General features: G+C 37.3%; 22 protein-coding genes and 1 pseudogene. 14 read left to right on the top strand and 9 right to left on the bottom strand.

Annotation, left to right across the window (positions count from 1 at the left end):
* Positions 1-38 precede the first annotated feature (38 nt).
* The 3 genes from ABLC00_RS08405 (at position 39) to pyrF (ending at position 1598) form a co-directional block, all read left to right on the top strand.
* Entirely contained in the window at positions 39-341 is a 303-nt protein-coding gene (locus tag ABLC00_RS08405) for an integration host factor subunit beta (protein ID WP_002050043.1), read from the top strand.
* A gap of 24 nt (positions 342-365) precedes the next feature.
* Positions 366-731, top strand: coding sequence for a lipopolysaccharide assembly protein LapA domain-containing protein (locus ABLC00_RS08410; protein WP_002049904.1), 366 nt, complete (start codon positions 366-368; stop codon positions 729-731).
* A gap of 168 nt (positions 732-899) precedes the next feature.
* Positions 900-1598, top strand: a complete 699-nt coding sequence (gene pyrF / locus ABLC00_RS08415; RefSeq protein WP_006580789.1) for an orotidine-5'-phosphate decarboxylase — start codon at positions 900-902, stop codon at positions 1596-1598.
* Here pyrF and ABLC00_RS08420 read toward each other — a convergent pair.
* Both ABLC00_RS08420 and ABLC00_RS08425 read right to left on the bottom strand, forming a co-directional pair.
* Positions 1595-2506, bottom strand: coding sequence for a lysine exporter LysO family protein (locus tag ABLC00_RS08420; protein ID WP_004887467.1), 912 nt, complete (start codon positions 2504-2506; stop codon positions 1595-1597). The two genes, pyrF and ABLC00_RS08420, sit on opposite strands and share 4 nt — an antisense overlap.
* Before the next feature lie 46 nt (positions 2507-2552).
* Positions 2553-4100 carry an NAD(P)/FAD-dependent oxidoreductase gene (locus tag ABLC00_RS08425; RefSeq protein ID WP_079377778.1) on the bottom strand — a complete coding sequence of 516 codons (1548 nt, stop codon included), beginning with the start codon at positions 4098-4100 and terminating at the stop codon, positions 2553-2555.
* A gap of 121 nt (positions 4101-4221) precedes the next feature.
* Here ABLC00_RS08425 and ABLC00_RS08430 point away from each other — a divergent pair, with 121 nt between their 5' ends.
* The 4 genes and pseudogenes from ABLC00_RS08430 to ABLC00_RS08445 form a co-directional block, all read left to right on the top strand.
* On the top strand, positions 4222-5241 hold the full coding sequence (locus ABLC00_RS08430) for an AraC family transcriptional regulator (RefSeq protein ID WP_004887462.1): 1020 nt from the start codon (positions 4222-4224) through the stop codon (positions 5239-5241).
* Positions 5242-5324: 83 nt separating this feature from the next.
* Positions 5325-6467, top strand: coding sequence for a cell division protein ZapE (gene zapE / locus ABLC00_RS08435; RefSeq protein ID WP_002050256.1), 1143 nt, complete (start codon positions 5325-5327; stop codon positions 6465-6467).
* Between the two features lie 370 nt (positions 6468-6837).
* Complete coding sequence (locus tag ABLC00_RS08440; RefSeq protein ID WP_004887457.1) at positions 6838-9003, top strand: malate synthase G; 2166 nt, start codon at positions 6838-6840, stop codon at positions 9001-9003.
* 103 nt (positions 9004-9106) lie between these two features.
* Positions 9107-9232, top strand: a pseudogene (locus ABLC00_RS08445) (GNAT family N-acetyltransferase); the annotation flags it as partial.
* Positions 9233-9305: 73 nt separating this feature from the next.
* On the opposite strand, the gene ABLC00_RS08450 reads toward ABLC00_RS08445, so the two are convergent.
* The 6 genes from ABLC00_RS08450 to ABLC00_RS08475 form a co-directional block, all read right to left on the bottom strand.
* Positions 9306-9719: a biopolymer transporter ExbD gene (locus ABLC00_RS08450; protein WP_348941066.1), complete on the bottom strand. Its 414-nt coding sequence runs from the start codon at positions 9717-9719 to the stop codon at positions 9306-9308.
* A gap of 19 nt (positions 9720-9738) precedes the next feature.
* Positions 9739-10161: a biopolymer transporter ExbD gene (locus ABLC00_RS08455; RefSeq protein WP_002050154.1), complete on the bottom strand. Its 423-nt coding sequence runs from the start codon at positions 10159-10161 to the stop codon at positions 9739-9741.
* Between the two features lie 15 nt (positions 10162-10176).
* Positions 10177-11055 carry a MotA/TolQ/ExbB proton channel family protein gene (locus ABLC00_RS08460; RefSeq protein ID WP_004887455.1) on the bottom strand — a complete coding sequence of 293 codons (879 nt, stop codon included), beginning with the start codon at positions 11053-11055 and terminating at the stop codon, positions 10177-10179.
* 43 nt (positions 11056-11098) lie between these two features.
* Entirely contained in the window at positions 11099-11815 is a 717-nt protein-coding gene (locus tag ABLC00_RS08465; RefSeq protein WP_004887453.1) for an energy transducer TonB, read from the bottom strand.
* A 110-nt stretch (positions 11816-11925) separates the two neighbouring features.
* Positions 11926-14598, bottom strand: coding sequence for a TonB-dependent receptor (locus ABLC00_RS08470; protein WP_348941064.1), 2673 nt, complete (start codon positions 14596-14598; stop codon positions 11926-11928).
* 520 nt (positions 14599-15118) lie between these two features.
* The gene (locus ABLC00_RS08475) at positions 15119-15232 is read right to left on the bottom strand and encodes a hypothetical protein (protein ID WP_102990548.1); all 114 of its coding nucleotides are present in this window, start codon (positions 15230-15232) and stop codon (positions 15119-15121) included.
* A gap of 142 nt (positions 15233-15374) precedes the next feature.
* On the opposite strand from ABLC00_RS08475, the gene ABLC00_RS08480 reads away from it, so the two are divergent.
* The 7 genes from ABLC00_RS08480 to ABLC00_RS08510 all read left to right on the top strand — a co-directional run bounded on the left by ABLC00_RS08480 (position 15375) and on the right by ABLC00_RS08510 (position 25646).
* Positions 15375-17165, top strand: coding sequence for an ABC transporter substrate-binding protein (locus ABLC00_RS08480; RefSeq protein WP_006580795.1), 1791 nt, complete (start codon positions 15375-15377; stop codon positions 17163-17165).
* A 15-nt stretch (positions 17166-17180) separates the two neighbouring features.
* Positions 17181-19001, top strand: coding sequence for an ABC transporter substrate-binding protein (locus ABLC00_RS08485; RefSeq protein ID WP_348941072.1), 1821 nt, complete (start codon positions 17181-17183; stop codon positions 18999-19001).
* The gene (locus ABLC00_RS08490; RefSeq protein ID WP_006580797.1) at positions 19002-21035 is read left to right on the top strand and encodes a M3 family metallopeptidase; all 2034 of its coding nucleotides are present in this window, start codon (positions 19002-19004) and stop codon (positions 21033-21035) included. It begins immediately after the preceding gene.
* Positions 21036-21047: 12 nt separating this feature from the next.
* A complete protein-coding gene (locus ABLC00_RS08495; protein ID WP_004709076.1) occupies positions 21048-21986 on the top strand; it encodes an ABC transporter permease in 939 nt (312 codons plus the stop codon).
* A gap of 7 nt (positions 21987-21993) precedes the next feature.
* On the top strand, positions 21994-23136 hold the full coding sequence (locus tag ABLC00_RS08500; protein WP_004887442.1) for an ABC transporter permease: 1143 nt from the start codon (positions 21994-21996) through the stop codon (positions 23134-23136).
* 12 nt (positions 23137-23148) lie between these two features.
* Positions 23149-24879, top strand: a complete 1731-nt coding sequence (locus ABLC00_RS08505) for an ABC transporter ATP-binding protein (protein ID WP_004887441.1) — start codon at positions 23149-23151, stop codon at positions 24877-24879.
* 107 nt (positions 24880-24986) lie between these two features.
* Positions 24987-25646, top strand: coding sequence for an SOS response-associated peptidase family protein (locus ABLC00_RS08510; protein ID WP_031944263.1), 660 nt, complete (start codon positions 24987-24989; stop codon positions 25644-25646).
* Positions 25647-25699: 53 nt separating this feature from the next.
* Here ABLC00_RS08510 and ABLC00_RS08515 read toward each other — a convergent pair whose 3' ends face one another.
* Entirely contained in the window at positions 25700-26068 is a 369-nt protein-coding gene (locus ABLC00_RS08515; protein ID WP_002049893.1) for a hypothetical protein, read from the bottom strand.
* Positions 26069-26085 lie beyond the last annotated feature (17 nt).

Consider the following 26085-nt stretch of genomic DNA (forward strand, 5'->3'; position numbering starts at 1 on the left):
CAAACGACTTAGAGTAGTAATAAATAACGAGGTCGTAGATGACTACTGAAGCTCTTAATAAGTCTGATTTGATTGAACGCATTGCGCTAAAAAATCCACACTTGGCTGAACCATTGGTGGAAGAAGCGGTTAAAATCATGATTGATCAAATGATCGAAGCTCTTTCGACTGACAATCGTATTGAAATCCGTGGTTTTGGTAGCTTTGCTTTACACCACCGTGAACCTAGAGTTGGCCGCAACCCAAAAACAGGTAAGTCAGTAGATGTTGCAGCGAAGGCTGTTCCACATTTTAAACCAGGTAAAGCACTCCGTGATGCAGTGAATGAATCTGGAAAATAAATAAAACTCATAAGTGGGGTGCCTATGCGTTATATTCTAATTGCATTACTCATTATTGTATTTGGCTATTCTTTAGCACTTGTTTTGCAGAACCCAACAGAACTTCCTGTTGATTTATTATTTACTCAAGTTCCTGCAATGCGTTTAGGTTTATTATTGTTGCTTACCTTGGCGCTTGGAATTGTAGTTGGACTTTTATTAGGTGTACAAGTTTTCCGAGTTTTCCAAAAAGGTTGGGAAATTAAACGCCTTAGAAAAGATATTGACCATTTGAGAAAAGAACAAATTCAAAGTGCTCAATTGGCAGCAGCAGAAGCAGCTGCAAATGTAAGACATGAAAAAACTGTGGTAGATGTTTATCCTCAAGATAAAAACTCTACTCCTTTATAATTATTCGTAATACTACTCTTTATCTGGTTATAAAGAGTAGTATTTCCTCCCTATATTTCTCTTCATTCATTAAATTCAAAATCAATATTTTTTTATTCAAAAACTTGTCTTCATAGTTTTCTTTATTAGTAGCTGACTTGTCTATTATAATAGCGCTGATTTTATATGATGGAAGAAAGTCTCTTGAGTATCATTGTTGCGTTAGATGCTAAAAGCCAATATGACGCTTTAAAAATTGTTGAACAACTTGATCCTACATTATGCCGCGTAAAAGTAGGTAAAGAGCTTTTTACTCATGAAGGCCCATCTGTTGTAAAAAAACTTCAAGAAGAAAATTTCGAAGTTTTCTTAGATTTAAAATTTCATGATATTCCTAATACAACTGCTCAAGCTGTATGTGCTGCGGCAGACTTAGGTGTGTGGATGGTGAACGTACATGCATCAGGTGGTCGAAAAATGATGGAAACCTGTGTAGAGCGTTTAAAGGCTGGTAATTATCAAACTCAGTTAATTGCTGTAACAGTTTTAACTTCAATGGGGCGTGAAGACTTAAAAGATATTGGTTTAGATATTGAACCTGTAGAGCAAGTTAAAAGATTAGCTAAACTGACTAAAGAGAGTGGTTTAGATGGTGTAGTTTGTTCTGCTCAGGAAGCTAAAATTCTCCGTGAATTAATTGGACAAGATTTCTCTTTAGTTACCCCTGGAATACGTCCAGAAGGTAGTAATGCAGATGACCAAAAACGCATTGTGACTCCAAAACAAGCAATGCTTGATGGCTCTACCCATTTAGTTATTGGTCGTCCAATTACTAAAGCAGAAGACCCAACTCAAATGTTGAAGTCAATTCTTGCTTCAATTGCTTAAAAGTTTAAAAACACAGTAATTAAAAGTGGAGCGAGTAGGCTTAGAAGTAAGCCACTCATCATGGCATGTGGTACATAATGTGTGCCACATGACTGTTTTACCATTGCTAATGTTACATCCATCGAGGTGGCACCAGCACTTGAAATTGCTGGACGTGGAAAACGCCATCCCATGGTGTACATGAGTAAAATTGCAACTATTTCTCTAAATAGATCTGTAAGTAATGCAATTCCACCTAGCTCAGCTGAATGTAATTGTGTAAATAAAATACCTGACATTGAATACCAACCATAGCCTTGGGCTAAAGCCAGCATTTCATTAAGTGTAAAATGATTGCCTAATAAGAAATAGTTGAGAAAACCAGCTATACATGAACCTATAAAGGCAGCCAAAGGTACAATAAGAATTTTCCAGCTTAACCATGTTCGGTTAAAATGAGTAAAAGCTAATTCGATGCCAATTAGAAAAATAAAGACTAATAACAAATACCAACTATTAAATGAAATATGTATATTTAGTCGAGTAAAAAGAATACCTAAAATGATACCTACAGTTAAAGCTAGAAATGCCTTAGCAATATTTTTTAGAGCATTGATAAAAAGCTGAAGTGAAATTTTTCCTTTAACACTTTCTTTATCAAAAATTGCGTAGGCGATTAAACAAGTAAAAAAAGAGCCAAAAGATGTTGTAAATGCAATTAATAGGGCTGGTGGTAATATAGTAGATGGATTATTAATTTGATCAAGTGCAAGTGTTAATTCTAAAGCAACACTTGTTAGTAAAATATATGAAAAATAGGGTAAAATTTTAAAAATAAACTGCCGAATATTTAATGAGAGTTTAGGGCCAAGAAAGTATCCAAAAGCTATTACAATAAAAATTTGAATAATGAGGCTAACAGATTGCATATAATAGATAGATTGTTATTAACCTATCTATTATGTATTGAACATTTTATGCTGCATAGCTCTTAGAGAACTTATTTAGCAGTAAATAATTTTGGGGGTTAACTTTACGGGTTTCTAACCAATACTTCCAAGTATAAGTTGGCCATAAAGAAAAGTTTTTCCCATCAGCAGCCTGATACCAACTATTACAACCGCCTGCTTGCCATACGGTACCTTGAAGTTGTTTCTGTATTTCTTCATTGAAAGTATCTTGGACTTCCGGTTTAATTTCTACAGCGTGTTGACCAGATTTATCTACGAGTTCAATAAGTTGTAAAATATAATTAACTTGAGACTCAATCATAAAAATAACCGAGTTATGTCCTAAAACAGTATTTGGTCCAAGCAGCTGGAATAGGTTAGGGAAATTCTTGGTCACTATTCCATAATAACTTTCTGCACCGTTCTTCCACGCCTGCTTTAATTCAATTTGGTTACGACCAATACAAGTAAAATCTTTTAAGTAAATTCGGGGATCTGTAATAAAGCCAGTCCCATAAATCAAACAATCGATAGATCTTTCTTTTCCATCTTTTGTAATAATGCTGTGTTCTTTAATTTCTTGAATACTATCCGTCACTAATTCCACATTTTTACGGTTAAATGTCGGGAAGTATTTATTTGAAATAAGAATACGTTTACAGCCCATCACAAAGTCTGGGGTAAGTTTTTTAGCTAATTCTTTATCTTTTACTTGGAAGCGTATGAATGCTTCTGCCAATTTTTGGCCATACTTCATGATTTGAGGCTGAACTATTGGTACAACGCGTGATTCGTTACTCCAATAAAGGCGACTACGATGAAGTTGGCGATAAATATTAGAAGATTTGAATAATGCTTTACTTAAGCTTGAATATTTGCGCTCATCACGTGGAATAACCCATGCTGCTGTTCTTTGAAAGACATATAGTTGCTTAACATCTTTTGCGATTTCTGGAATATATTGAATCGCACTACCACCTGTACCAATCGAAGCAACTGATTTACCTTTTAGGCTATAGCTATGTTCCCATTGGGAGGAGTGAAAAACTTTACCCTTAAACTTTTCAATACCTTGAATATGAGGGATTTGTGGAATATGTAATGGACCAGATGCAAATACTACAAATTGTGCTTCTAGAGAAGGTTGGTTGGCAAAATCTAACATCCATACATGTCGCGTTTCATCATACTGTGCATGTGTAACTTCATGATTAAACTTACAGTAGTTTTTTATTTGATATTTATTAGTTATATCTTGAATATAATCAAAAATTTCAGGGGCTTCAGCATAGCGTTTTGACCAGTCTGTTTTAGGTGCAAAAGATAAAGAATACATGTGTGACTGTACATCACAGGCAGCTCCTGGATACCTGTTTTCTCGCCAAGTTCCTCCTACATCAGTGGATTTTTCTAAAATAAGAAAATCTGTTTGCTTGTTCTGTAATAGACGAATAGCCATTGCAAGGCCACCGAATCCAGCCCCAATAATTGCGATTTTAGTTTTTTGAGTAGCATGTTGTTTTGAATTTAGCATTGGAAACCCTGCATATGCGCTAAAGAGGATTGCAGGCAAGACTAACTTCTTTTGAACAGTTTAAACATGATTGTACCGACGTGAAAATTGATATATTCGGCAATTAATTTTATTACTTCTTTATAGTAAAACATTTCAGTCTAGGGAAATTGATAGAAGAATGAAACGATCGGCACTTGGTTTAATCTATTTAATTCAAGGAATGCGCAATGCGGGCATTGATGTCGACTCACGTTTGGCAGATATAGGTATAAAAGTAGATTCCTTAGACCCAAGCTCAACAATTCATGACAGTTTGGAATGGGATATACAACAAATTATTAGTGAGAATGTTGATCCTGAGAAAGGTTTGTTTATTGGGCAACACTATGCATTAGCAGGTTATGGTCCATTGTTAATGCTACTTGTAACAAGTCAAGATATACAAACTGCCCTGGAAAAAGGGATACAGTATCAAAAACTCACTCATTTATTTGGCACTTTGAGTTTACAAGAAACCGAAAAACATATCATTCTTAACTATTTACCGGTCGACTTAAAAACAGAAATTGGTTTACTTCGTGCCCAGTGTGAAATTTCAGGGACTTATAAATTTATTCAAGATATTTACACCATGATGGGCTTATTAATGCCTAATATGCGTATAGATTTGCCATTTCCTAAACCTACTAATCCAGATACTGTTGCTCAATATTTCTCATATTATGGAGATGATCTGCATTTTAATTCTACACATGCAGCATTTAGCCTAAGTAGGAATGTACTTGATATAAAAATTCCTTCAGCAGATATTATTACTCATCGTATCTATGAAGCTAAATGTATTAAAGAAATTAAACGATTAAATGAACAAGATCATCTAATACCACCTATTATTCAATATGTGCAAGATTATTTAGAGCTACAACAAGGAATTATCCCGAGCATGGCGGAAACCGCTTTTGCTTTAAAAATGCCTGAAAGGACATTAAGGCATCAATTGCAGCAGCTTAATACGAGTTATAAACAAATTCGTGAACAGATTATCAAGAATAAGGCGCTTAAGCTTATGGAATATAAAGAGTATTCAATTGAAGTTATTGCAGAAGCACTTGGTTATTCTGAACCTGCCGCTTTTAATCATGCGTTTAAAAGATGGTTTGGACAGAGCCCTCGGCAATATGGAAAAGAGTTTTACTGAGCATAACTCTTGATGCTAAAAGCTAATGTGGTCGGACAAAATGTTCGCTATACTCTCTTAAGTTAAAATTGAAATAAAATGATATGTTAAATTTAAAATCTTCTCATAGTACTGCATTTACTCCTTCTTCCCCAGCAGAGCGCTATGCTGAGGCATTGGCTTCAGGCCAGTTCATGGCAGATGAAGCACAAGCACAGGCAGTGCAAGAATTAGATCGTGTATGGAAAGAACTTTTAAATCGTTATAAAGCTTCTAAAAAAGCTTTTCGTCGTTTTCGCCGTCAAACCTCTCCAAAAGGTGTATATATGTGGGGTGGTGTAGGACGTGGTAAAACTTGGCTTATGGACCAATTTTATGAGTCTGTGCCATTTCGCCGTAAAACACGTATGCATTTCCATCACTTTATGCAACATGTACATAAAGAATTAAATAAACTTTCTGGTCAACGTAATCCACTTGATATCGTGGCTGATCAAATTTATAAAGATGCTGTTGTTATTTGTTTCGATGAGTTTTTCGTGTCAAACGTAACAGATGCAATGATTTTGAGTGATTTATTCCAGAAGTTATTTGTTCGCGGTGTAACACTCATTGCAACTTCAAATATTGCACCAGACGGTTTATATAAAAACGGGATTCACCGTGATCGTTTTATTCCCACAATTGAAATGGTCAAAAAGAACTGTGTCGTTTTAAATGTAGACGCGGGTGTGGATTACCGTTTACGTGTTTTAAAACAAGCTCAATTGTTTAAATCACCACTGGGCAATGAAGCTCAAAACTGGATCGCAGAGCGTTATAGTGCTTTAACTCAAACGCAAACAAATTCTCATGAACCAATTGTGATTAATAACCGTGTTGTTGAAACACTAGGTCACACAGAAGATGTTTTATGGTGTGAGTTCTCTGAGCTTTGTTTAAAGCCGCGTAGTCCTGCAGACTTTATTGAAATTGCCAATATCTATAATACAGTTCTGGTGAGCAATGTGCCGCACTTAACTGACTTCTTGTCAGAAGGTACCCGTCGTTTTATTTATCTAGTCGATGAGTTTTATGATCGTGGTGTGAAATTACTCTTAACTTCTCAAGACAGTATTATTGATATTTATCAAGGTGAGAAATTGGCTTTTGAGATTGAGCGTACACGTTCCCGTTTATTAGAAATGCAATCAGATGAGTATTTGCATTCTGAGCATCGTCATATTGATGCGACTAAAACTTCTTAAGGCATTAGATAGGAAAAGTGCTCTAAATTGAGCGCTTTTTTTTACAACAAAAATAGATAAATTTAGCTAAATAATACTTTTTCATTGTGCAAAGTTTGATATAACTAAATACGCTTTAGAAAAAATAAGATAGTGAAATTTTTTGTCTGTTAACAAAAAGTCTAGTTTCAGTATCTTTCAATATTGAATAAATTGTTGAGAAACCTAGTTAGAATTTTAATATTTTCCTATATAGAAAAATTTATCTTTGTCAATAGTTTTGCAAGAGAAAATGCTTACTATTTAGGAATGTGATATTAGTATTCAGCTTAATTTAAATCGGTATACTAGGTTTCTCTTGGTATAAAAAGTAGCAACTTCAGGAAAGACAATGACTGCACGTATTCAAAAAGGCAAGTTAGCGATTGCTAAAGAACTTTACGATTTTATCGAAAATGAAGCTTTACCAGGTTCTGGTTTAGATAGTGAAACTTACTGGAAGAACTTTGAGCAAGTTGTTGTCGATCTTAGCCCAAAAAATAAAGCATTATTGGCTAAGCGTGATGAATTACAAGCAAAAATTGATGAGTGGCACCGTAATAACAAATTTGAATTAGGTGCTTATAAAGCGTTTTTAACTGAAATTGGATATTTATTACCAGAAGTTGAAGATTTCCAGATTACAACCGAAAACGTAGACGAAGAGATTGCATTATTAGCAGGCCCACAGTTAGTAGTGCCTGTACGTAATGCACGTTATTGCTTAAATGCAGCAAATGCACGTTGGGGTTCTTTATATGATGCACTTTACGGCTTTGACGTAATTTCAGAAGAAGGTGGTGCTGAAAAAGGGAAAGGATATAACCCTGTGCGCGGCGCTAAAGTGATTGAGTTTGCTAAAAATTTCTTAAATGAAATTTTCCCACTTGCAGAAGGTTCACATGCTGATGCAACTAAATATGCAATTGAGCAAAACAAACTTGTTGTGACTTTAAAAGATGGTACTAAAACAGGTTTAGCTCATGAAGCCCAGTTCGTTGGTTTCAATGGTGAAGAAGCAAATCCTTCAGAAGTAGTACTTTTAAGTAATGGTTTGCATGTCATTATTGAAATTGATGCGAATAGCCCAATTGGTCAAACTGATTTAGCAGGTGTTAAAGATTTAACACTCGAAGCGGCGGTTACAACAATTCAAGATCTTGAAGACTCAGTTGCAGCTGTAGATGCAGAAGAAAAAGTTGAAGGTTACCGTAACTGGTTAGGTTTAATGAAGGGTACACTTCAAGAATCTATCGAAAAGAATGGTAAAACAATTGTTCGTGCGTTAAGCAAAGACCGCGAGATTAAAAACTTAATTGGTGGAACAACAAAACTTCATGGTCGTTCACTTATGTTACTTCGTAACGTAGGTCACTTAATGACGAATCCAGCGATTTTAGTAGATGGTGAAGAAATTTACGAAGGTATTATGGATGCATTGGTAACTCCATTGTTATCAGTTGCTGATATCCGTAGTACGAACGAAAATAAAAACTCTCGTAAAGGGTCTATGTATATTGTTAAACCAAAAATGCATGGTCCTGAAGAAGTTGCATTTGCTGTAGAGTTATTTGAACGTGCTGAGCAAGCACTAGGTTTACCAGCGAAGTCTCTAAAAATCGGTATTATGGATGAAGAACGCCGTACATCTGTAAACTTGAAAAACTGTATTGCTGCTGCTAAAGATCGCACTATCTTTATCAATACTGGTTTCATGGACCGTACAGGTGATGAAATCCATACTTCTATGGAAGCTGCACCAGTTGTTCGTAAAGAAGCTGTTAAAACACAAAAATGGATTGCTGCTTACGAAAACCGTAACGTTGCAATTGGCTTGAAATGTGGTTTACAAGGTAAAGCTCAAATTGGTAAAGGTATGTGGCCAAAACCAGACAGCATGAAAGATATGTTGGCAACTAAAGCTGCTCATCCAAATGCTGGTGCTTCATGTGCTTGGGTTCCATCACCAACTGGTGCTGTACTTCATGCGATGCATTACCATCAAGTAAATGTAAAAGCACGTCAAGATCAGCTAAAAGCTGAAGAAATGTTGTCATTAGACGACTTGTTAACACCTCCATTTGCACCTGATACAAACTGGTCAGCAGAAGAGATCAATAATGAGCTTGAAAATAACTGCCAAGGTATTTTAGGTTATGTTGTTCGTTGGGTTGACTTAGGTGTAGGTTGTTCAAAAGTTCCTGATATTAACAACGTGGGTTTAATGGAAGACCGTGCAACATTACGTATTTCTTCTCAACACGTTGCGAACTGGTTACGTCACGGTATTGTGACTCGTGAACAAGTTGAAGAAGTGCTTAAACGCATGGCAAAAATTGTTGATGAGCAAAATGCGAATGACCCATTGTATAAACCAATGGCAGCTAACTTTGAAACGAATATTGCTTTCCAAGCAGCTTCAGACCTTATCTTTAAAGGTTGTGAACAGCCTTCAGGTTATACTGAACCGTTACTACACGCTGCTCGCTTAAAATTAAAAGGTTATACAGGTGACTAATTTAAACCTGTTATAAAAAAAGCCTCTTCGGAGGCTTTTTTTATTTTCGGTATATTTTGTGCTTACAGATAAGGTGTGAATTTATAAATAAAGGATTTCAAGTTTGATTAACTTAAAAAATCTCGATCGTGAGAATTGGCTTCTATGCGCAAAATTATCATTAGATGATTCTCAAAAGGACTATGTTGCACCAAATGTATATTCTATTGCTGAGTCTAAAGTGGAGGATACTTCAAAAAAACGCTAACTGAAAATTCAAGTTAGCGTTGGAGATAATGGAGCTATATAAATTAAAAGAAATACTAGTTGCTACTTACAATTCCAATTTTAGTAACACCTAAACGCTGTGCTGTAGCCATAACCATCGCTACATTTTTATATTCAGCCATCTGGTCTGGTTTGAGTTTGATCTGGTCTTGATCTTTTTTTGCAACAACACCTTGAAATAAAGTCTCTAGTGCCTTTCGGTCCGAAACCGCTTGGTTATTCCAAAATACTTTGCCTGTTGCATCAATTCTTACATCAATCACTTCAGGTGGCTTTTCATTTGTTGGTGGCGGTGTGCCATTTGGCAAATGAATATTAATCGCGTTGTTTGGTGCAGGTATGGTAATAATAAACATAATAATGAGTACCAACATGACATCAATAAGCGGTGTCATGTTGACTTCCAACATCACATCGTCATCATTATTTGAACCGACATTCATACCCATAAAATTCTCCTTAAAATCATTACGGGGTGGCTGGAGGTGTAGTAACAAAGGCAATTTTGCCAATACCAGCTTGTTTGGTCGTACTAATGACCTGATCTATCGCTTCAAAATGGGTAAGCTGATCTCCTCGAATATGTACCTCTGGCTGCGGTCTTTTTTGCGCCACAGCCTGTAATTTCGCTAATAAAATTTCTTTATTTGGTACATAACTTTCATTCCAGAAAATATCTCCTTTCTTATTGACTGAGAGTTGAATATTTTCAGGGGTGGTTGCATACGGCGTATTCTTTTCTTCTGGTAGTTTCACCGGAACTGTATGAGTAACTACCGGAATAGTAATAAGAAAAATAATAAGTAGAACTAACATGACGTCCACCAAAGGTGTCGTGTTAATTGTTCCAATCATTTCGTCATCATCTTCAGAACCAACACTCATACCCATAATGTTTGCTCCTTATTATTTAATGCTGCGGTTAACTGAATTATTAGTATTAATTTCACCGCTTAATAAAACTGCATGTAAATCTGAACCAAATGAACGGACGTTTTCCATTACTGCTTTATTGCGTCGAGTCAACCAGTTGTAACCAAGTACAGCCGGTACTGCAACTGCAAGACCAATAGCAGTCATAATAAGTGCTTCACCAACTGGTCCTGCTACTTTATCAATCGATGCTTGACCTGAAATCCCGATAGCAGTTAACGCGTGATAGATTCCCCATACTGTTCCGAATAGACCCACGAAAGGTGCAGTAGATCCAACAGTTGCTAGAAAGGCTAAACCTCCACCTAAATGGTTTTGTACTTTTTCAATCGCACGTTGTATTGAAATGCTGACCCAAGTATTAAAGTCAATGCGTTCAAGTAATGAACCGCCGTGTGATTTAGTTGAGTTAATACCTTTTTCCGCAATAAAACGATATGCGCTACTTTGTTCCAAACCATCAGTGGCATTATCAAGAGAAGTGGCTTCCCAAAAACTTTTTTCTGCTTCTTTACCTTGACGTTTTACTTTTGCTTGTTGTAAGAATTTAGAGACAATGATGTACCACGTACCAATAGACATAAGTACGAGTATGAATAGGGTAGATTTAGCAACTAAATCACCTTCACGCCAAAGAGCTTCTAGACCATAAGGGTTCTTAACAGTTTCACTCGTTGCCGGCTTTGGAGGCGGAGTAGGAGTACTTGCGTTTGAAGTCGCTTCAGTAGTTGCTGTTGCAACAGGAGTATTACTGGTTTCTTCTGCAAAAACTGTACTTAATGGGAGCAGTGAGCATGCTGCGATTAAACTTGCAGAAGCGAAACGTACTAGTGGTTGAGTTGATTTTTTCATCGTGTTATCTCCAATATTTTTAATTTCTTACTAATTCAATTGTTTATTCAATTACGAATGGATATTCAATTTCATACCAGTCCTGCTGAGGCACGCCATCTTTCATTGCTGGTTTGAATGTACATAAGCTGTAAGCTTTAGTTGCCGCTTTGTCTAAGGTTTTACTGCCACTCGATTTTTTCACTTTGGCATCAATAACTTTGCCGGATGTATCAACTAAAACACGTATACGCACCGTACCTTGTTCTTCATTCATCAGTGCTTCGCGAGGATATTCCGGTTTTTCACAACCTGCGGAACCTTCTGAAACGCCACGAGTCACGCCAGTTGGTTTAGGTGCTGGTGCAGCAGCCGCCACTGGAGCGGGTGCAGCAACAGGGCTCGGAGAAGGAGTATTAGGTGCAGCAGGAGCCGGAGTAGCGACTTTAGTCGGTTGAGCTACCGGAGTAGTTTTTTGTACCGGTGTCGTTACTTTTTCTACCTGTTTAGGCGGCTCAGGAACCTTGGCAACCTTTTCGACCATTTTTGGCGGCTCCGGTGGTTTTTCCTTAGGTTTTGGCTCCTCTGGTTTTGGTGGAGGAGGCGGTTTAATATCCTGAATAATTTGTAATTCCACAGGTTTTTCTGCTGGTTTTTGAATATTGTTTGCTAAACCTGACATCAGAATATAGGCAACAAGAAGATGCAGAAAAAGTACTGCGGCAATACCAATAAGGCGTTTGGCAGATTTATTTTCTATGTCTGTAAAAGTCATGCCCATAGTTACTCCTGAAACTGTAGACAAACAATTTTTTAAAATGACTGTTTGGCTAAGAATGAGTATTTGTTCTGCAAACTAACTTTTGACAGTTATATTTGCAGAACAACCATTTAGAACTTATATGTACCTCGTACAAAGTAAGTACGTCCTAAAGGATCTGCGTAACGTGGGTCATAACCCATTTGGAAGTTATCAATTACGTTAGAAGCAGGTGGATCTTCATCAAATATATTTTTAATACCTGCTGTTAACTCTAGATTTTTAAATCCTTTGTAAGTTCCTGAAATATTGTAGGTTGTATAGTCACTTACTCTATGGTTTTGATCATTTGCATTTTGATCTTGATAACCACGAGAGAAGTTTTGTTGTAGGTTTAAAGCCCAGTTTTCGTAGTTCCAGTTCAGGTTTGCGGTATGTTTCCAGCGCAAAATAATCGATTGATAATCTAAACCGCTATATGACCCTGCAACACCTTTCCAGTCACCATCTGGTTCTGCTTGATATTTGTAGTCAGTGATATATGTACCATCAATATTGAAACCAAATCGGCCTGTGGCTGTCATTGGTGAAACCCAACTTAAGCCCACATCAAAACCATATGTTTTAATGCCGCCTAAATTTTGTTGTGTAGTAATAATATAATTTAGTGAGCCGTCAGCATTACGTACAAATTTGTCTGCATATTTCACAGGATCTGCAAATATAGCCGCTTCGGATAGAGTAGCAATTTGCTTATCCACTTCTATATTAAAGTAATCAAGAGTGAAGGCTAAATTTTTCACAGGTTCAAATACTAAGCCCGCTGTAAAAGATTTAGACTCTTCTGGATTTAAACTCTTATTCCCACCATTTTGGCGTTTGAACTGCATATTACAGTCGCGCTCTTGTTTACCACCAGGTTGTACAACTCCTCCAGGACAAAGTGCTGGGTCATCATATGTCGCACCTGTATTCGTTACTGAGTTCGGGCCATTAACTTCCCAAAGTGTAGGAGCTCTGAAACCAGTACTATAAGTGGTACGGAACATTAACTGTTTAATTGGCTCCCAACGAAGTGCAAATTTTGGATTGAACGTATCACCAAAGTCATTGTAGTCATCATAACGAGCAGCAATTTGAGCTTCTAAAGTTTTGTGCAGTGGAATGTGAAATTCGGTAAATACCGATTTGATATTACGATCGCCCTTGTTTTCTGGTTCGTCTGGATCAGTACCTGTACTAGGAGCTAGTCGAGCAACATCTGCAACTACCTTTGAAGTCCAATCTTCATAACGATAGCTTGCCCCAACGGCGAATCCGACATCACCTGCTGGTAGTTTGAAAATAGGTCGACTTGCAGTGAAATCGACAGTTGTAGTATCTAAGTTGGCTTTTAGATATTTGCCTTTCACACCTAGTTGATCCCATACACCAGCATCTTCAGAATTTTGCGGTCCGAACGGATTTAAGGTGCCATTGTTTAAAGCTTCTTGAGTTTTGTCATAGTTTAAATAGCCACTCAAGATAGCATCAGAGGCACTACTATGCGCATAAGTCACACCTGAATTGATATCCCAGCCATGAGTTTCACCTTCAATACCGGCAAATATTCGATGTGACTGATTAATACTATTACTGATACGATTACCAGCTTGTGAACGTAAATAAAGATCAATAGGGCCCGTTGCACCAGCAAGAGCAGGAGTTATGCCATTTCCTGGATAATATTTACTACTAGGATCTAGTGTTAAATCAAAGAATACATCTGGTGCTACTGAAGTGGTAACCTCATTTCTTGCATATAAATATTCAGCAATTGCATTAAAATTATCGCTGAGTTTAAAAGTAGCACGGCCCATTACAGAAATATCTTCTGTTTTTGGAACAATTCCAATAACAGCCTGGCTGTTATATCTACAAGTTTTGCCATCAGGACTGCTGACTAGAGGGTCATTGCTACAACCTATAGATGCATAAGGATTGCCTAAACCTGGAACATTGGCTGGGAATGAACCACTACTGGTTTTATTTACACCTAATTCAGGTAATATGCCTCCACGTCGACTGACTTTACGGTCTTGGGCCATGACATCATCGCCTTTTCGGTAATCGACAACTCCAAAAACGTTATAGCCATTTTCCTCTAAGTCACCAAAACCGCCGAAAATGCTGTAGTCTTGTTGATCTCCACCTTTTTCTTCTGGTTTTTGATACCCAGCAGTTAAGTTAAGACCCGTAAACTGCTTTTTAGTAATGAAGTTGATAACCCCACCGATTGCATCTGTTCCATAAATGGAAGAAGCACCATCACGTAAAACTTCAATACGGTCTAACATAGCGAGTGGAATAATATTTAAATTGGTTACTCCGCTATCGTATGCATTGGCAGCTAATCTACGACCATTCAGTAAAATAAGAGTTTTGTTTGCCCCTAAAGCTCTTAGGTTTGCTGCTGACCCCACAGTTTTACTAGCGCCCACGTTGCTAGCAGTTACGAAGTTTGATTGGTTTGCACTAATCTTAGCTAATGCTTCTTCAGTTGAAGTTACCCCTTGTTTTAAAATTTCATCAACTTTTACAACGGTAATTGGTGAAGCACTTTGTGCAGCAACCCCTTTGATTGAAGAGCCTGTAACGGCAACTTTTACAACTTTTGCTGGTTTGTCATCATTACTTGTTTGTTCAGTTTCTGCTGCTTGTGCCATGGTAAGACACATCATGCTTAAACTAAGGGTACTTAATTTAAGTATTGTCTTGCCGATCTTGGGGGTTACCTGAGATCGAACATTGTATTTTTTTTTCATCGTGGACTTGATCCCTTTTTGTTGTAGTTAGCGATATTGCTGTAATGCTTTTAAGCAAAGCAAGTGCCAACTATATATTTTTCTTTTTTTAGTTTATGCAAAATACTGATAAATATTGATTTTATTATGTTTGAAGACAGAGTCTTTATTTGTTTTGATGAAAAATAAATTTTCCGTTTGGCAAATTTTTTTATATTGGCTAAAAGTTTCAAATTTATTTGTATAAAAAATATACATTAATGGACACTTCACATACTTAATAAATAAAAATGTATCGTTTTAGAACTTTACTATATGTAATGTTATACTATTTTCTGTAAGATTTTTTAACATAATTTTATTTAAATATCAAATAATTAAATTTATATTTTTTATTTGGTATAAATGAATTAATATGATGCATAATAAATCATCAATGTATTTTTTTTGTGCATTTAAGATGTTAAATGATTAACATATACAAATATAATATTTGGCAAAAAGTAACTTTTATTTATATAGTTCAAACGGATTTAAGTACCTAATAAAAATATGAATTTCGAATAATCTTAAATATTTTATTATGAATACCAATAGATGGCATGAAATTCGCTTTATATTCAGTAGTTACAAAACTCTGGGTACTTGAATTTATTTTTCCATTTGATCAAATAAAAAGATGATAAAGGAAAGTGAATTCCAAATCCCAAATAGGCCTATCTGCTGAAAAAAGAACTTTTCTTATGCGGATTTAGATGTTACTCAAAAGGTTAATATCTTTTAAAAAAATTAGTTATGTGGATATGAACTTGAAATTAAAATTTTTTAAGCTCGCCATTTTAAGTTTGGCTATTACTTCAATTCCATGTGCTTATGCAATTACGCCAGCACAACCAAACAAGATTTTGCATGTTGCCTATGAAGCACCAGATGACGGTTTTGACATGGTTAAAACCACCAATTTCTATAGTGCTAGTATTGCTGAAGCTATTTTTGAACCACTACTCAAATATGATTATTTAGCTCGTCCATTACAATTAGTTCCTTATACGGCTGAAAGCATGCCTAAGGTTGAGCAAGACGGTAAAGTTTATATATTTAAAATTAAGCCAGGGATTTATTTTACAGATGATCCTGCCTTTAAAGGCAAACGCCGTGAGTTAGTGGCCGAAGATTATATTTATTCAATTAAGCGTATTTTAGACCCTAAAAATCGAGCACCTTCTGTTTCTTTTCTGGATGGAAAATTGCTGGGTGCCGATGCAGTGGTAGCTCAAGCAAAGAAAACTGGAAAGTTTGATTATGCCGCGCCAATTGCAGGGCTTAAAGCGACTGATCGATATACTCTCCAATTTACGTTAACTCGCCAAGACTATAATTTTCCTTATATTCTTGCTTATATTGCTTTTGGGGCCGTTGCTAAAGAGGTTGTTGACTATTACGGTGATCGTATTGGTATGCATCCAGTGGGTACCGGACCGTATATGTTAAGTAAATATGTTCCAAGAAGTAAGGTCGAGTTGGTTGCCAATCCTGATTATCGTGGTTTTGTCTGGAATTTTAAGTCCACTGGAACACCGTGGGATAACCAGCTTGTTAAAGAAATGTCTGGAAAGAAAATGCCACAAATTGGCAAAGTTGTAGTGAGCATTATAGAAGAACAACAATCAAGATGGTTAGCCTTTCAATCGGGTCAATTAGATTTTGACAAACTTACGGCAGATGCCGTTCCTCAAGCGTTAGATGGCAATCAACTTAAAGCTTCTTTTCAAAAAAAAGGAATTAAACACTTTCCATATAAAGAACCTGAAATGACCTATACCATGATGAATATGCGTGATCCGGTTATTGGTGGTTTTAGTCCAGAAAAAATTGCACTTCGTCGCGCAATTACTTTGGCCTATGACCAAAAAGAAAGCATAAAACAGGCATATAAAGGTCAGGCAGTTAGAGCAGAAATGTTTATACCTGAAGGTGTAAACGGGTATAACCCAAAGTATAAAAGTAGCGTAGGATATAATCCTCGGTTAGCAAATAAACTACTTGATTATTATGGTTATAAAAAAGGAGCTGATGGCTATCGGACCTTACCAAATGGCAAGCCTTTAGTTTTAAAAATTAATAATGAAAATAGCTCAGCTGCAGTTATTCTTTCCGAACTCTGGAAAAAAAATTTAGATGCGATTGGCATTCGTGCTGACTTTAAAGTAAGTAATTTTGCAGATAACTTAAAAGCCGCGACACAATGTAAATATATGATCTGGAGTGGGGCATGGATTGCTGACTATCCCGAAGGAGATAATTTTGCACAATTACTATATGGACCAAATGCTGGGCAGGGAAACCATGCCTGTTATCAGTCTAAAACATATGATGCTCTTTATACTCAGGCCATTCATTTACCACCGCAACAACGTCTACCATATTATGAAAAGCTTAATCGCCAGATTGAAGCAGACAATCCTTGGATCATTCATGTAACTCGAATTCGCAATTGGTTGATACGGCCACAAGTTCAGGGTTTTAAACCTCACCCGATGATAAATACAAGCTGGCAATATCTTGATATTACCCCCGTTAAAAAATAATTTTAGATAAAGATCATCATGACTGAAAATTTAAGACTAAAGCTCAAGCACTGTAGTGTAGGCCTATTATTTGCCGGAATGGCATTAACGGGGAACACGACTATTTTTGCCAAAAGTCCAGCCGATCCGAATAAAATTTTACATTATACGTTCCCGACAGCTGAAACAGGTTTCGACCCAGCGTATATCCATGATTTATATTCGGCGCATGTAACTACTTCGATATTTGAAACTTTATATACCTATGACTATTTAGCAAGGCCAGCAAAGCTTATTCCTCAAATCGCAACTGCTATGCCTGAAGTGAGTGCAGATGGTCTGACTTATACTATTCACATTAAAAAAGGTATTTATTTTACGCCAGACCCTGTTTTTAAAGGCAAACCTAGAGAGTTAACGGCTTATGATTATGCATACTCTTTTAAGCGGTTATTGGACCCAACTTTACGTTCACCAAATAGCTGGTTGCTGGAAAACAAAATTGAAGGTATGGATGCGTTAGTACAATCAGCTAATAAAACAGGAAAATTTAATTATGATCAAAGTGTGAGTGGTTTGCAGACCCCTGATAAGTACACCTTGGTTATTCGATTAATAAAACCTGATTATAACTTTCCTTTATTACTGGCACATGACCCTACAGGGGCTGTAGCACGTGAAGTTATCGAAAAATATAAAGATAAAGCTGGCTTTGTTATGGGGCATCCAGTAGGAACAGGACCTTATATGCTCAGTAAATGGGTGCCTGCTTCACGCATAGTTTTAAAAGCGAATCCTGATTATCGTGGCTTTACTTGGAATTTTGTCGCCAGTACCCCTGAAGATCAAGCTATTGTGAAGCATCTTAAGGGAAAACAAATGCCTCAAATTGGTACAATTGATATTCAGGTGATGGAGGAAAACCAGTCAAGATGGTTAGCATTTCAGCGTGGTGAAGTTGATATCATTCAGCTCGAAGGGCAATTAGTCTCGAAAGCCATTAAAGACGGTAAATTAAGACCCGAGCTTGTAAAAGAGGGTGTGCAATTATCACGTATCGTCGATCCAGAAATTAGTTATAACTATTGGAATCTTAAAAATCCTGTAGTTGGTGGAATGAGTAAAGAAAAAATCGCTTTACGCCGTGCAATTGCAATGTCCCGTTTAGATCAAGAAATTAAGTTAGTGCGTAACGGTGATGCAGAGCGTCTACATTTCCCAGTTCCACCAGGTGTAGTAGGGGCCGAACCTCAATATAGAAGCAGTATCCCATATTCGGTTAAAGCAGCAAATTTATTATTAGATAAATATAACTACAAAAAAGATGCATCAGGATGGCGTACACAACCAAATGGTAAGCCTCTGGTCATTGAATATATGGCGCGTAATGACAGTATTGGTCAGCAAAGCGCTGAGCTTTGGAAAAAGAACTTTGACAGTTTGAATATCCGGATGGTGTACAAGCCAATGCTCTTTTCAGACCTCATTCGGGCACAAAAACAGTGTGACGGAATGTTCGGTTCCTCTGCATGGATAGCCGATTATCCGGATGGGGATAATTTTATGCAGAATTTTTATGGTCCGAATACCCATATGACCAACTGGTCTTGCGGTTCAATACCGGAGTTTGATCAATTATACCGTCAGTCTCAACAGGTTAAGCCAGGCCCAGAACGAGACATGATTTATCGAAAAATGACACGTTTATTAGAAGTTTATATGCCAGTGCAAGTCTTGTATGCACGTTATAGAAATATGTTGGCTCAACCACGAATCATTGGATATAAGAAGCATCCGATTTTACATGCTGAATGGATGTACTTCGATATTGATACAAATACGAAATCTAATCATTAAATGAAAAAAATTGGAGATACGATGAAAAATAACACACTGAAAATGACTAGTTTATGTATGTTGACGATAGGTATAAGTCAGTTTGCATCGGCAGAGACCACACGTGCAACCTTACCATTACTTAAGGCAGAACAACTCCCAGCATGGTGCGATTCTAATTTAAAAAAAATCCAGCAAGAGATTTCAAACTTTGAAAAAACACCTGTTAAAACTGATGCTGCCGCAGCTCCAATATTAGCAAAGTGGGATAAAATTTTTGCTCATCTTGAAGATTTTTCAGGACCCATAGGTTTATATAGTAATGTAGATCCAGATGCGAAATTACGTAAAGCAGCAGAAGATTGTGAGATCAAAATTAATCAATTTCATACTGATATATTCCAAAACCCAAAACTGTATAACGTAATTAAAAATACAAAAGCAACTGATCCGATAGATCAGAAATACCGTCAGGATATTCTGGATCAGTTTGAAGACACAGGTGTTCAGCTAGAACCAGCAAAACGCGCAAGAATGAAAGCGATTCTTGATGAATTGACTAAACTCGAGCAAGAATATAACCGCAATATTCGTGATAACCCTGAAAAACTTGAATTTACACCTGAAGAGATGAAAGGTCTGCCAGAGAGTTATATTTCAGGGTTAAAGAAAAATGCCAAAGGAAACTATTTATTAGGTTTTGAGTATCCGGAATATCGTCCATTTATGGAACTGGCAGATAATGATGATGCCAGAAAAAGATACCAGATTGCATTTACACGACGCGGTACTGAACAAAACTTAAAATTACTCAAGCAGGCAATAGATTTGCGTTATGAATTGGCGCAATTATTTGGCAAAGCAAGTTATGCTGATTGGGCGTTAAAAGACCGTATGGCAAAAACGCCAGAAACTGTAAATCAATTCTTAGCAGAAGTACAAAAAACGGTAGCACCACTTGAGCGCAAAGAAGTAGAAGAGCTCCGTGCATTTAAAGCACAAACTTTAAAAACACCATTAGATAAAACCGAGATAACACGTTGGAGTGAAGCTTACTGGAGTGAAAAACTTCGTAAGAGCAAATATCAAATTGATCAGGAAAAGCTTCGTGATTATTTCCCGACTTTAGCAGCACAAAAATGGTTATTTGCTATTTCATCTGATCTTTATGGTATTGATTTTAAACCTGTCAAAGTGAAAGCATGGCAGAGCGAAGTTGAATATTACGATGTAGTCGATAAAAAGACAGGAAAACTTCTAGGCGGCCTATATATGGATAAATTCCCTCGCGAAGGGAAATATGGTCATGCTGCCGTTTGGGGAGTATATGGTGGCAGCACTTTAACCAACCGCTTACCGGTTTCAGCATTAGTCACAAACTTTAACCGTAAAGGTTTAAATAGTGATGAGCTCGAAACTTTTGTGCATGAATTTGGTCATGCCTTACATGGCATTTTATCTAATACCCGTTATGCAAGCCAGTCTGGAACATCTGTAGAGCGTGACTTTGTAGAAGCACCATCTCAAATGTATGAAGAGTGGGCACGCCGTAAAGAAACCTTATCTAAAGTGGCCGATTATTGTGACCCGGCATGCCCACGAGTTGATGATGAATTAATTGCCCGTTTAAAAGCAGTACATAACTATGGGCGCGGTTTACGTTACGCACGTCAAACGCTTTATGCACAGTACGATATGGCGCTTCATACGGCTGATGCCTTAAAAGTAAAACCTTTAGAAACTTGGCAAAAAATGGAAGCAGCTACAGCTTTGGGATATGTCCCAACAACAGAGTTTCCTGGTCAGTTTGGACACTTGATGGGTGGTTATCAAGCAGGTTACTACGGTTATATGTGGTCTGAGGTTTTAGCTTTAGACATGCTTTCTGCTTATGGTGACAACTTAAATAACCCACAAGTAGGACAACGTTATCGCCAGACTATTTTATCGCAAGGTAGCCAAAAACCGGCAGCTGAATTGGTTAAAGATTTCCTTGGTCGTGATCCTGACAATAAAGCATTCTTTAACGAAATTACCGGACAACGGGTTAAATAAGGAATTATCACTATGCTGGCATATGTTATTCGGCGGTTATGGCAGATGATTCCAACCATGTTGGGAGTAGTACTGTTTATCTTTATTCTTTTTAACTGGGTCGGTGGAGATCCGGCCTATATTCTGGCAGGTAAGATGTCTAATCCTGAGCAGATTGAAAACATTCGTAAGCAACTAGGTGTCGATCAGCCTTATTACGTTCAGCTCTGGATTTTTATTAAGCAGATTCTTACTTTTGACTATGGCGCAAGTTGGAGTACTGGCGAGCCAGTTTCACAAATTATTTTAACTCGCTTGGGGCCTTCATTAACGCTCCTAATTCCACTCACTATTTTACAAACCGTTATTTCAATTGGCTTGGCTCTAGCTGTATCGGCAGTACGTGGTTCTTTAACAGATCGTATGGTCATGATGTTATGTACTATTGGTATGTCGATCAGTATCTTGGTTTATATTATTGTTTTTCAATATGTTTTGGCTTATCAGTTAAGTTGGTTTCCAGTGCAGGGCTGGAGCGATAACTTTACCGATAATTTATTTAAGTTTGCCTTGCTTCCAATTTTAATTATGTTGGTGGTGAGTATTGCACCTACTTTACGTTTATACCGTAGTTTTGTGCTTGATGAGATTAACCAAGATTATGTTAGAACGGCACGGGCTAAAGGTGTAGGGGAAAGCCGAATTTTAGGTGTGCATGTTTTACGTAATGCCTCAATTCCTATTATTACCGATGTGATGGCGACTTTGCCTGCATTGCTCATAGGTGCATTTTTAATTGAACGTTTTTTTGGTATTCCCGGTATTGGTCGAGAAGTAATTATCGCGGTTGAGCGAAGTGATTTTCCTGTGATTAAAGCAATTACAGTGTATATCGCAGCTGCAACCATGATATTTAACTTGATTGCCGATTTGGTCTACAAAGTGGTTGATCCACGTGTACAGTTGAAGTAGGTGGGTTATGCTAAGTGTTCTAACAAAAAGAAAATTACAAACCCAGACAGCTCCAGCTTCAGCGGGTTTATGGCGCCTTGCAATGCGCCGTCTTCGGGCTGACAAAATTGCAATTGCATCGCTCATTGTTGTGCTGTTCTATCTGGTCGTATTGCTACTATCATTTACTGGCGTGATTGCATCAGACTGGAATAAAGAAGTTGCTGTCAGTTATGCACCTCCTACATTTATTGGTGCAGATAAAACAAATGAAGCTTTGCAAAAGACAGCTGCTGTAGATGAAGAGTTACCGGAAAATCCAGTCGATCCTTTAAAAGATGTCATTCACCAACTCAAGGCTGAAATTAAACAAGAAAAGACCTCTGGAAGTGCAATTGATTATTATGGTGTAGTTGACCCGCTAGCTGATGATATGAAAGCAATTGATCAGCAACTAGGTGGACACTTACTCGATCAGCAAAGTGAACTAAAAAGTACTCTTATATTTGGGGCCGACAAATGGGGACAAGATGTTCTTAAAAAAACCATTAAAGGTGCTGAAACTTCAATTATTGTAGGGCTAGTTTCTGCATTACTCGCAGTGACCTTAGGCACATTATTAGGGGCAATTTCAGGCTACTTTGGTGGTTGGGTAGATGACATCCTTAACTGGTTTTATAACATTTTTACTTCCATTCCATATTTATTATTAGTTCTTGCGATAGCTGCCGTACTGCAACAAAAGGGCATTTTATCTATTGTTTTGATTTTAGGTTTAACGGGTTGGACTGGTGTTTACCGTTTAATTCGTGCGGAGTATATGAAACATACCTCACGTGAATATGTTCTGGCGGCCAAGGCAATTGGTGTTGGCCATTTTCGCCGTATGTTTATTCATATTTTTCCTAATGTCAGCCATATCGCTTTGGTTCAAATGTCGATTTTGGTGGTTTCCTTTATTAAATCGGAAGTTATTTTAAGTTTCTTGGGCTTCGGTGTTCCTGTAGGGGTAGTGTCTTGGGGCAGTATGTTAAATGAAGCTCAAAGTGAACTTCTTTTAGGAAAATGGTGGCAGCTTGTTGCAGCCTCGGTAGCAATGGCTGTTTTGGTTACGGCATTTTCAATGTTTACTGATGCACTGCGTGATGCATTAGATCCAAAACTAAAATAAGAGGAAACGCTAATGTCAGAACAACAAAAAAATGTCCCATTACTTCACATTGAAAACTTACGTGTAAGTTTTAAAGGTGAAGACAAGCAGTATATCGAAACTGTTAAAGGAATCTCCTTTGATATTCCAGCAAATACGACTGTTGCTTTAGTTGGTGAGTCAGGTAGTGGTAAATCGGTTACTTCTTTGGCAATCATGGGTTTACTACCTGTAGGCCAAAGTAAAATTGATGAAAAAAGTAAGATTGTTTTTGAAGGTCAAGATTTACTCAGCTTATCCCGTAAAGATATGCGAAAAATCTGTGGTAAAGATATTGCCATGATTTTTCAAGAACCGATGTCATCATTAAATCCCGTTTTTACGGTAGGTAATCAAATCGCAGAAGTGTTGTGTTTACACATGGGTATGAGTCGTAAACACGCCCGTCAACGTGTTTTAGAGTTACTCAAAGAGGTCGGGATACCTTCACCGGAAACTAAGATTGATGCTTATCCTAACCAACTGTCTGGTGGTCAACAGCAACGTGTCATGATTGCAATGGCGATTGCTTGTGAACCTAAGCTACTGATAGCCGATGAACCGACTACGGCACTTGATGTCACCATTCAAAAACAAATTATTGATTTACTCGAATCGTTGCGCCAGCGCCGTCAAATGTCGATGCTTTTTATTACGCATGATTTGGCTTTAGTGGGTGAAATTGCAGATCAAGTCATTGTGATGCGTCATGGTGAAATTAGAGAGCAGGGACTTGCAGAACAAGTTCTAGAGCAACCTAAAGATGTATATACCCGAGCATTGCTCTATTGTCGTCCTCAAATATCACAGCGACCTTATCGTTTGCCTGTGACCAGCGATTTTATGCGTCAAGAAGACAATATATTGGTAGAGCAAAGTTTTGATGTTTCAGAAATTCCACAGCGTAAACGTGGTTTAAATGGCGATGAGCAAATTATTTTAGAAGTAAAAGATTTGAAAAAAAGCTTTTATAGCCGTAAGGGGTTATTTGGCAAAGAAGAATTTCAGGCGGTAAAAGGCGTTTCTTTTAAACTTGCTAAAGGTAAAACGCTTGGTTTAGTGGGAGAGTCTGGCTCAGGTAAAACCACTGTGGGCTTGTTGCTTATGCGTTTACATGAAGCATCTGGGGGGCAGGCTTTAATTGAAGGTAAAGATATTCTGTCTTTAACTGAAAAAGAGTTTGCCAAATATCAAAGGAAGATCCAAATCATTTTCCAAAATCCATATGCTTCGCTAAATCCACGCTTTACCATTGGGCAGATTTTATTAGAACCTATGCAAATTCATGGCATTGGTAAAGATGATGCGGAACGTAAGCAAATTGCACTTGGTTTACTTGAGCGAGTGAATTTACCTGAACAAGCTTATTATCGATATCCGCATGAGTTCTCGGGTGGTCAACGCCAACGTATTGCGATTGCACGTTGTTTAACGCTAAAGCCTGAAATTCTAATTTGTGATGAATCTGTTTCGGCACTAGATGTGTCGGTTCAGGCACAAGTACTTAACTTATTACAAGACTTACAAGATGAGTTTGGCCTTAGTTATATTTTTATTTCACATGACTTATCGGTTGTGAAATATATTTCTGATCAGGTCATGGTCATGAATCATGGTGAAGTTGTTGAAATCGCTAACTCAGATGAGCTCTATGCGCATCCGCAACATGACTACACTAAACGACTATTACAGGCCATTCCGCAAGGAATTCAGCACATTTCCTAAGCGTAAAGTTATGTCGTTAAAGGCACTTTCGAGTGCCTTTTTATTTGGTTTATAGAATAAATACTTATAAAATAAGAGATGTAAAAGTACAGTATTTTATTCTTGCTATGTGTGCCAACTTTAAACCTTTAACTCTTGCCCAATTGCAGCAACTTCAGTTGCCTGTGGTCGGCTTTAGCTATGCCGATGAGGTTTATCCGGGTGGGACAATGCCGCTATTATTCAAATCACCGCAAGGTTTTGAGTGGCGTGAAGTCATGTTCGGTTTGGTTCCTAAATGGGCCGAAGATACAAATATAGCAAAACATACTTATAACGCCCGTCATGAAACGATTTTCCAAAAACCGAGTTTTCAAGAAGCCGCTCTTAAATGTAAGTTTGGTGTAATACCCGTGACGGAGTTTTATGAGAGTAAATATATAAATGATAAACCTGAGCGATGGGGCGTCCGCCGTAAAGATGGACAGGCTTTTTTCATTGCCGCAATTTATGAAATTTGCAAAATGAATGAAACCATTATCCGTTCTGCAAGTATGTTAACTATGGATGCGATAGATCATCCCATGATGAAAGATTTTCATGAACCGGGCGATGTCAAACGATCAGTCATTGTGATTCCGCATGACCGTCTAGAAGAATGGTTAAGTTTAGAAACACCAGATATTTCAAGCTTTATTGAAGGTTTTCCTGTTGAGGAATTTGAATGTTTACACGTTCCCAAAGAGAAGATTATAAAGCCCACGCCTCAATTAAGTATGTTTGAATAACAACAGTAGAGTCAGGTTATTGGCTTAATTTTTAAGTCAATAACCTTTGTTATTTAGTCAATATTTTTACTTAAAGTTTCTACCTGCTCATCTTGGGCCAGATAAGCCAATTCAATTGGTGAAATCACAAAAGTCGAATTATCTGAGGTTTGTTTAAAAACAAATCCATATTCAAATGATTGTGTATTCTTACTTGGTAACCAGAATAAATAAGGGCAACCCGTATAGCTACCGTCCCAACCCATTTCTTTAGCTAAAGCCAAAGCTGTATCGGATTTAGCAATAATTTCTTTCAGTGATTCTTTGTCTCTTTGGGAGACATCACCATCATCATCAGCAAATGTTTGTAAAAACTCATTTAATGGGGTTAAGTCTTCCCAGTTATTTTCAATTGTTGAAAAGTGATATCCATATAGCGTCATATTTAGTCTTCCATTTT

It is taken from the genome of Acinetobacter nosocomialis, from assembly GCF_041021905.1.
GTDB lineage: Bacteria > Pseudomonadota > Gammaproteobacteria > Pseudomonadales > Moraxellaceae > Acinetobacter > Acinetobacter nosocomialis.

Bases quoted from the DNA above. Each gene is read 5' to 3' on its own strand.
- ABLC00_RS08405 (WP_002050043.1), top strand. From the start codon at position 39: ATGACTACTGAAGCTCTTAATAAGTCTGATTTGATTGAACGCATTGCG.
- ABLC00_RS08410 (WP_002049904.1), top strand. From the start codon at position 366: ATGCGTTATATTCTAATTGCATTACTCATTATTGTATTTGGCTATTCT.
- pyrF (WP_006580789.1), top strand. From the start codon at position 900: ATGGAAGAAAGTCTCTTGAGTATCATTGTTGCGTTAGATGCTAAAAGC.
- ABLC00_RS08420 (WP_004887467.1), bottom strand. From the start codon at position 2,506: ATGCAATCTGTTAGCCTCATTATTCAAATTTTTATTGTAATAGCTTTT.
- ABLC00_RS08430 (WP_004887462.1), top strand. From the start codon at position 4,222: ATGAAACGATCGGCACTTGGTTTAATCTATTTAATTCAAGGAATGCGC.
- zapE (WP_002050256.1), top strand. From the start codon at position 5,325: ATGTTAAATTTAAAATCTTCTCATAGTACTGCATTTACTCCTTCTTCC.
- ABLC00_RS08440 (WP_004887457.1), top strand. From the start codon at position 6,838: ATGACTGCACGTATTCAAAAAGGCAAGTTAGCGATTGCTAAAGAACTT.
- ABLC00_RS08450 (WP_348941066.1), bottom strand. From the start codon at position 9,719: ATGGGTATGAATGTCGGTTCAAATAATGATGACGATGTGATGTTGGAA.
- ABLC00_RS08455 (WP_002050154.1), bottom strand. From the start codon at position 10,161: ATGGGTATGAGTGTTGGTTCTGAAGATGATGACGAAATGATTGGAACA.
- ABLC00_RS08460 (WP_004887455.1), bottom strand. From the start codon at position 11,055: ATGAAAAAATCAACTCAACCACTAGTACGTTTCGCTTCTGCAAGTTTA.
- ABLC00_RS08465 (WP_004887453.1), bottom strand. From the start codon at position 11,815: ATGGGCATGACTTTTACAGACATAGAAAATAAATCTGCCAAACGCCTT.
- ABLC00_RS08470 (WP_348941064.1), bottom strand. From the start codon at position 14,598: ATGAAAAAAAAATACAATGTTCGATCTCAGGTAACCCCCAAGATCGGC.
- ABLC00_RS08490 (WP_006580797.1), top strand. From the start codon at position 19,002: ATGAAAAAAATTGGAGATACGATGAAAAATAACACACTGAAAATGACT.
- ABLC00_RS08495 (WP_004709076.1), top strand. From the start codon at position 21,048: ATGCTGGCATATGTTATTCGGCGGTTATGGCAGATGATTCCAACCATG.
- ABLC00_RS08500 (WP_004887442.1), top strand. From the start codon at position 21,994: ATGCTAAGTGTTCTAACAAAAAGAAAATTACAAACCCAGACAGCTCCA.
- ABLC00_RS08505 (WP_004887441.1), top strand. From the start codon at position 23,149: ATGTCAGAACAACAAAAAAATGTCCCATTACTTCACATTGAAAACTTA.
- ABLC00_RS08510 (WP_031944263.1), top strand. From the start codon at position 24,987: ATGTGTGCCAACTTTAAACCTTTAACTCTTGCCCAATTGCAGCAACTT.
- ABLC00_RS08515 (WP_002049893.1), bottom strand. From the start codon at position 26,068: ATGACGCTATATGGATATCACTTTTCAACAATTGAAAATAACTGGGAA.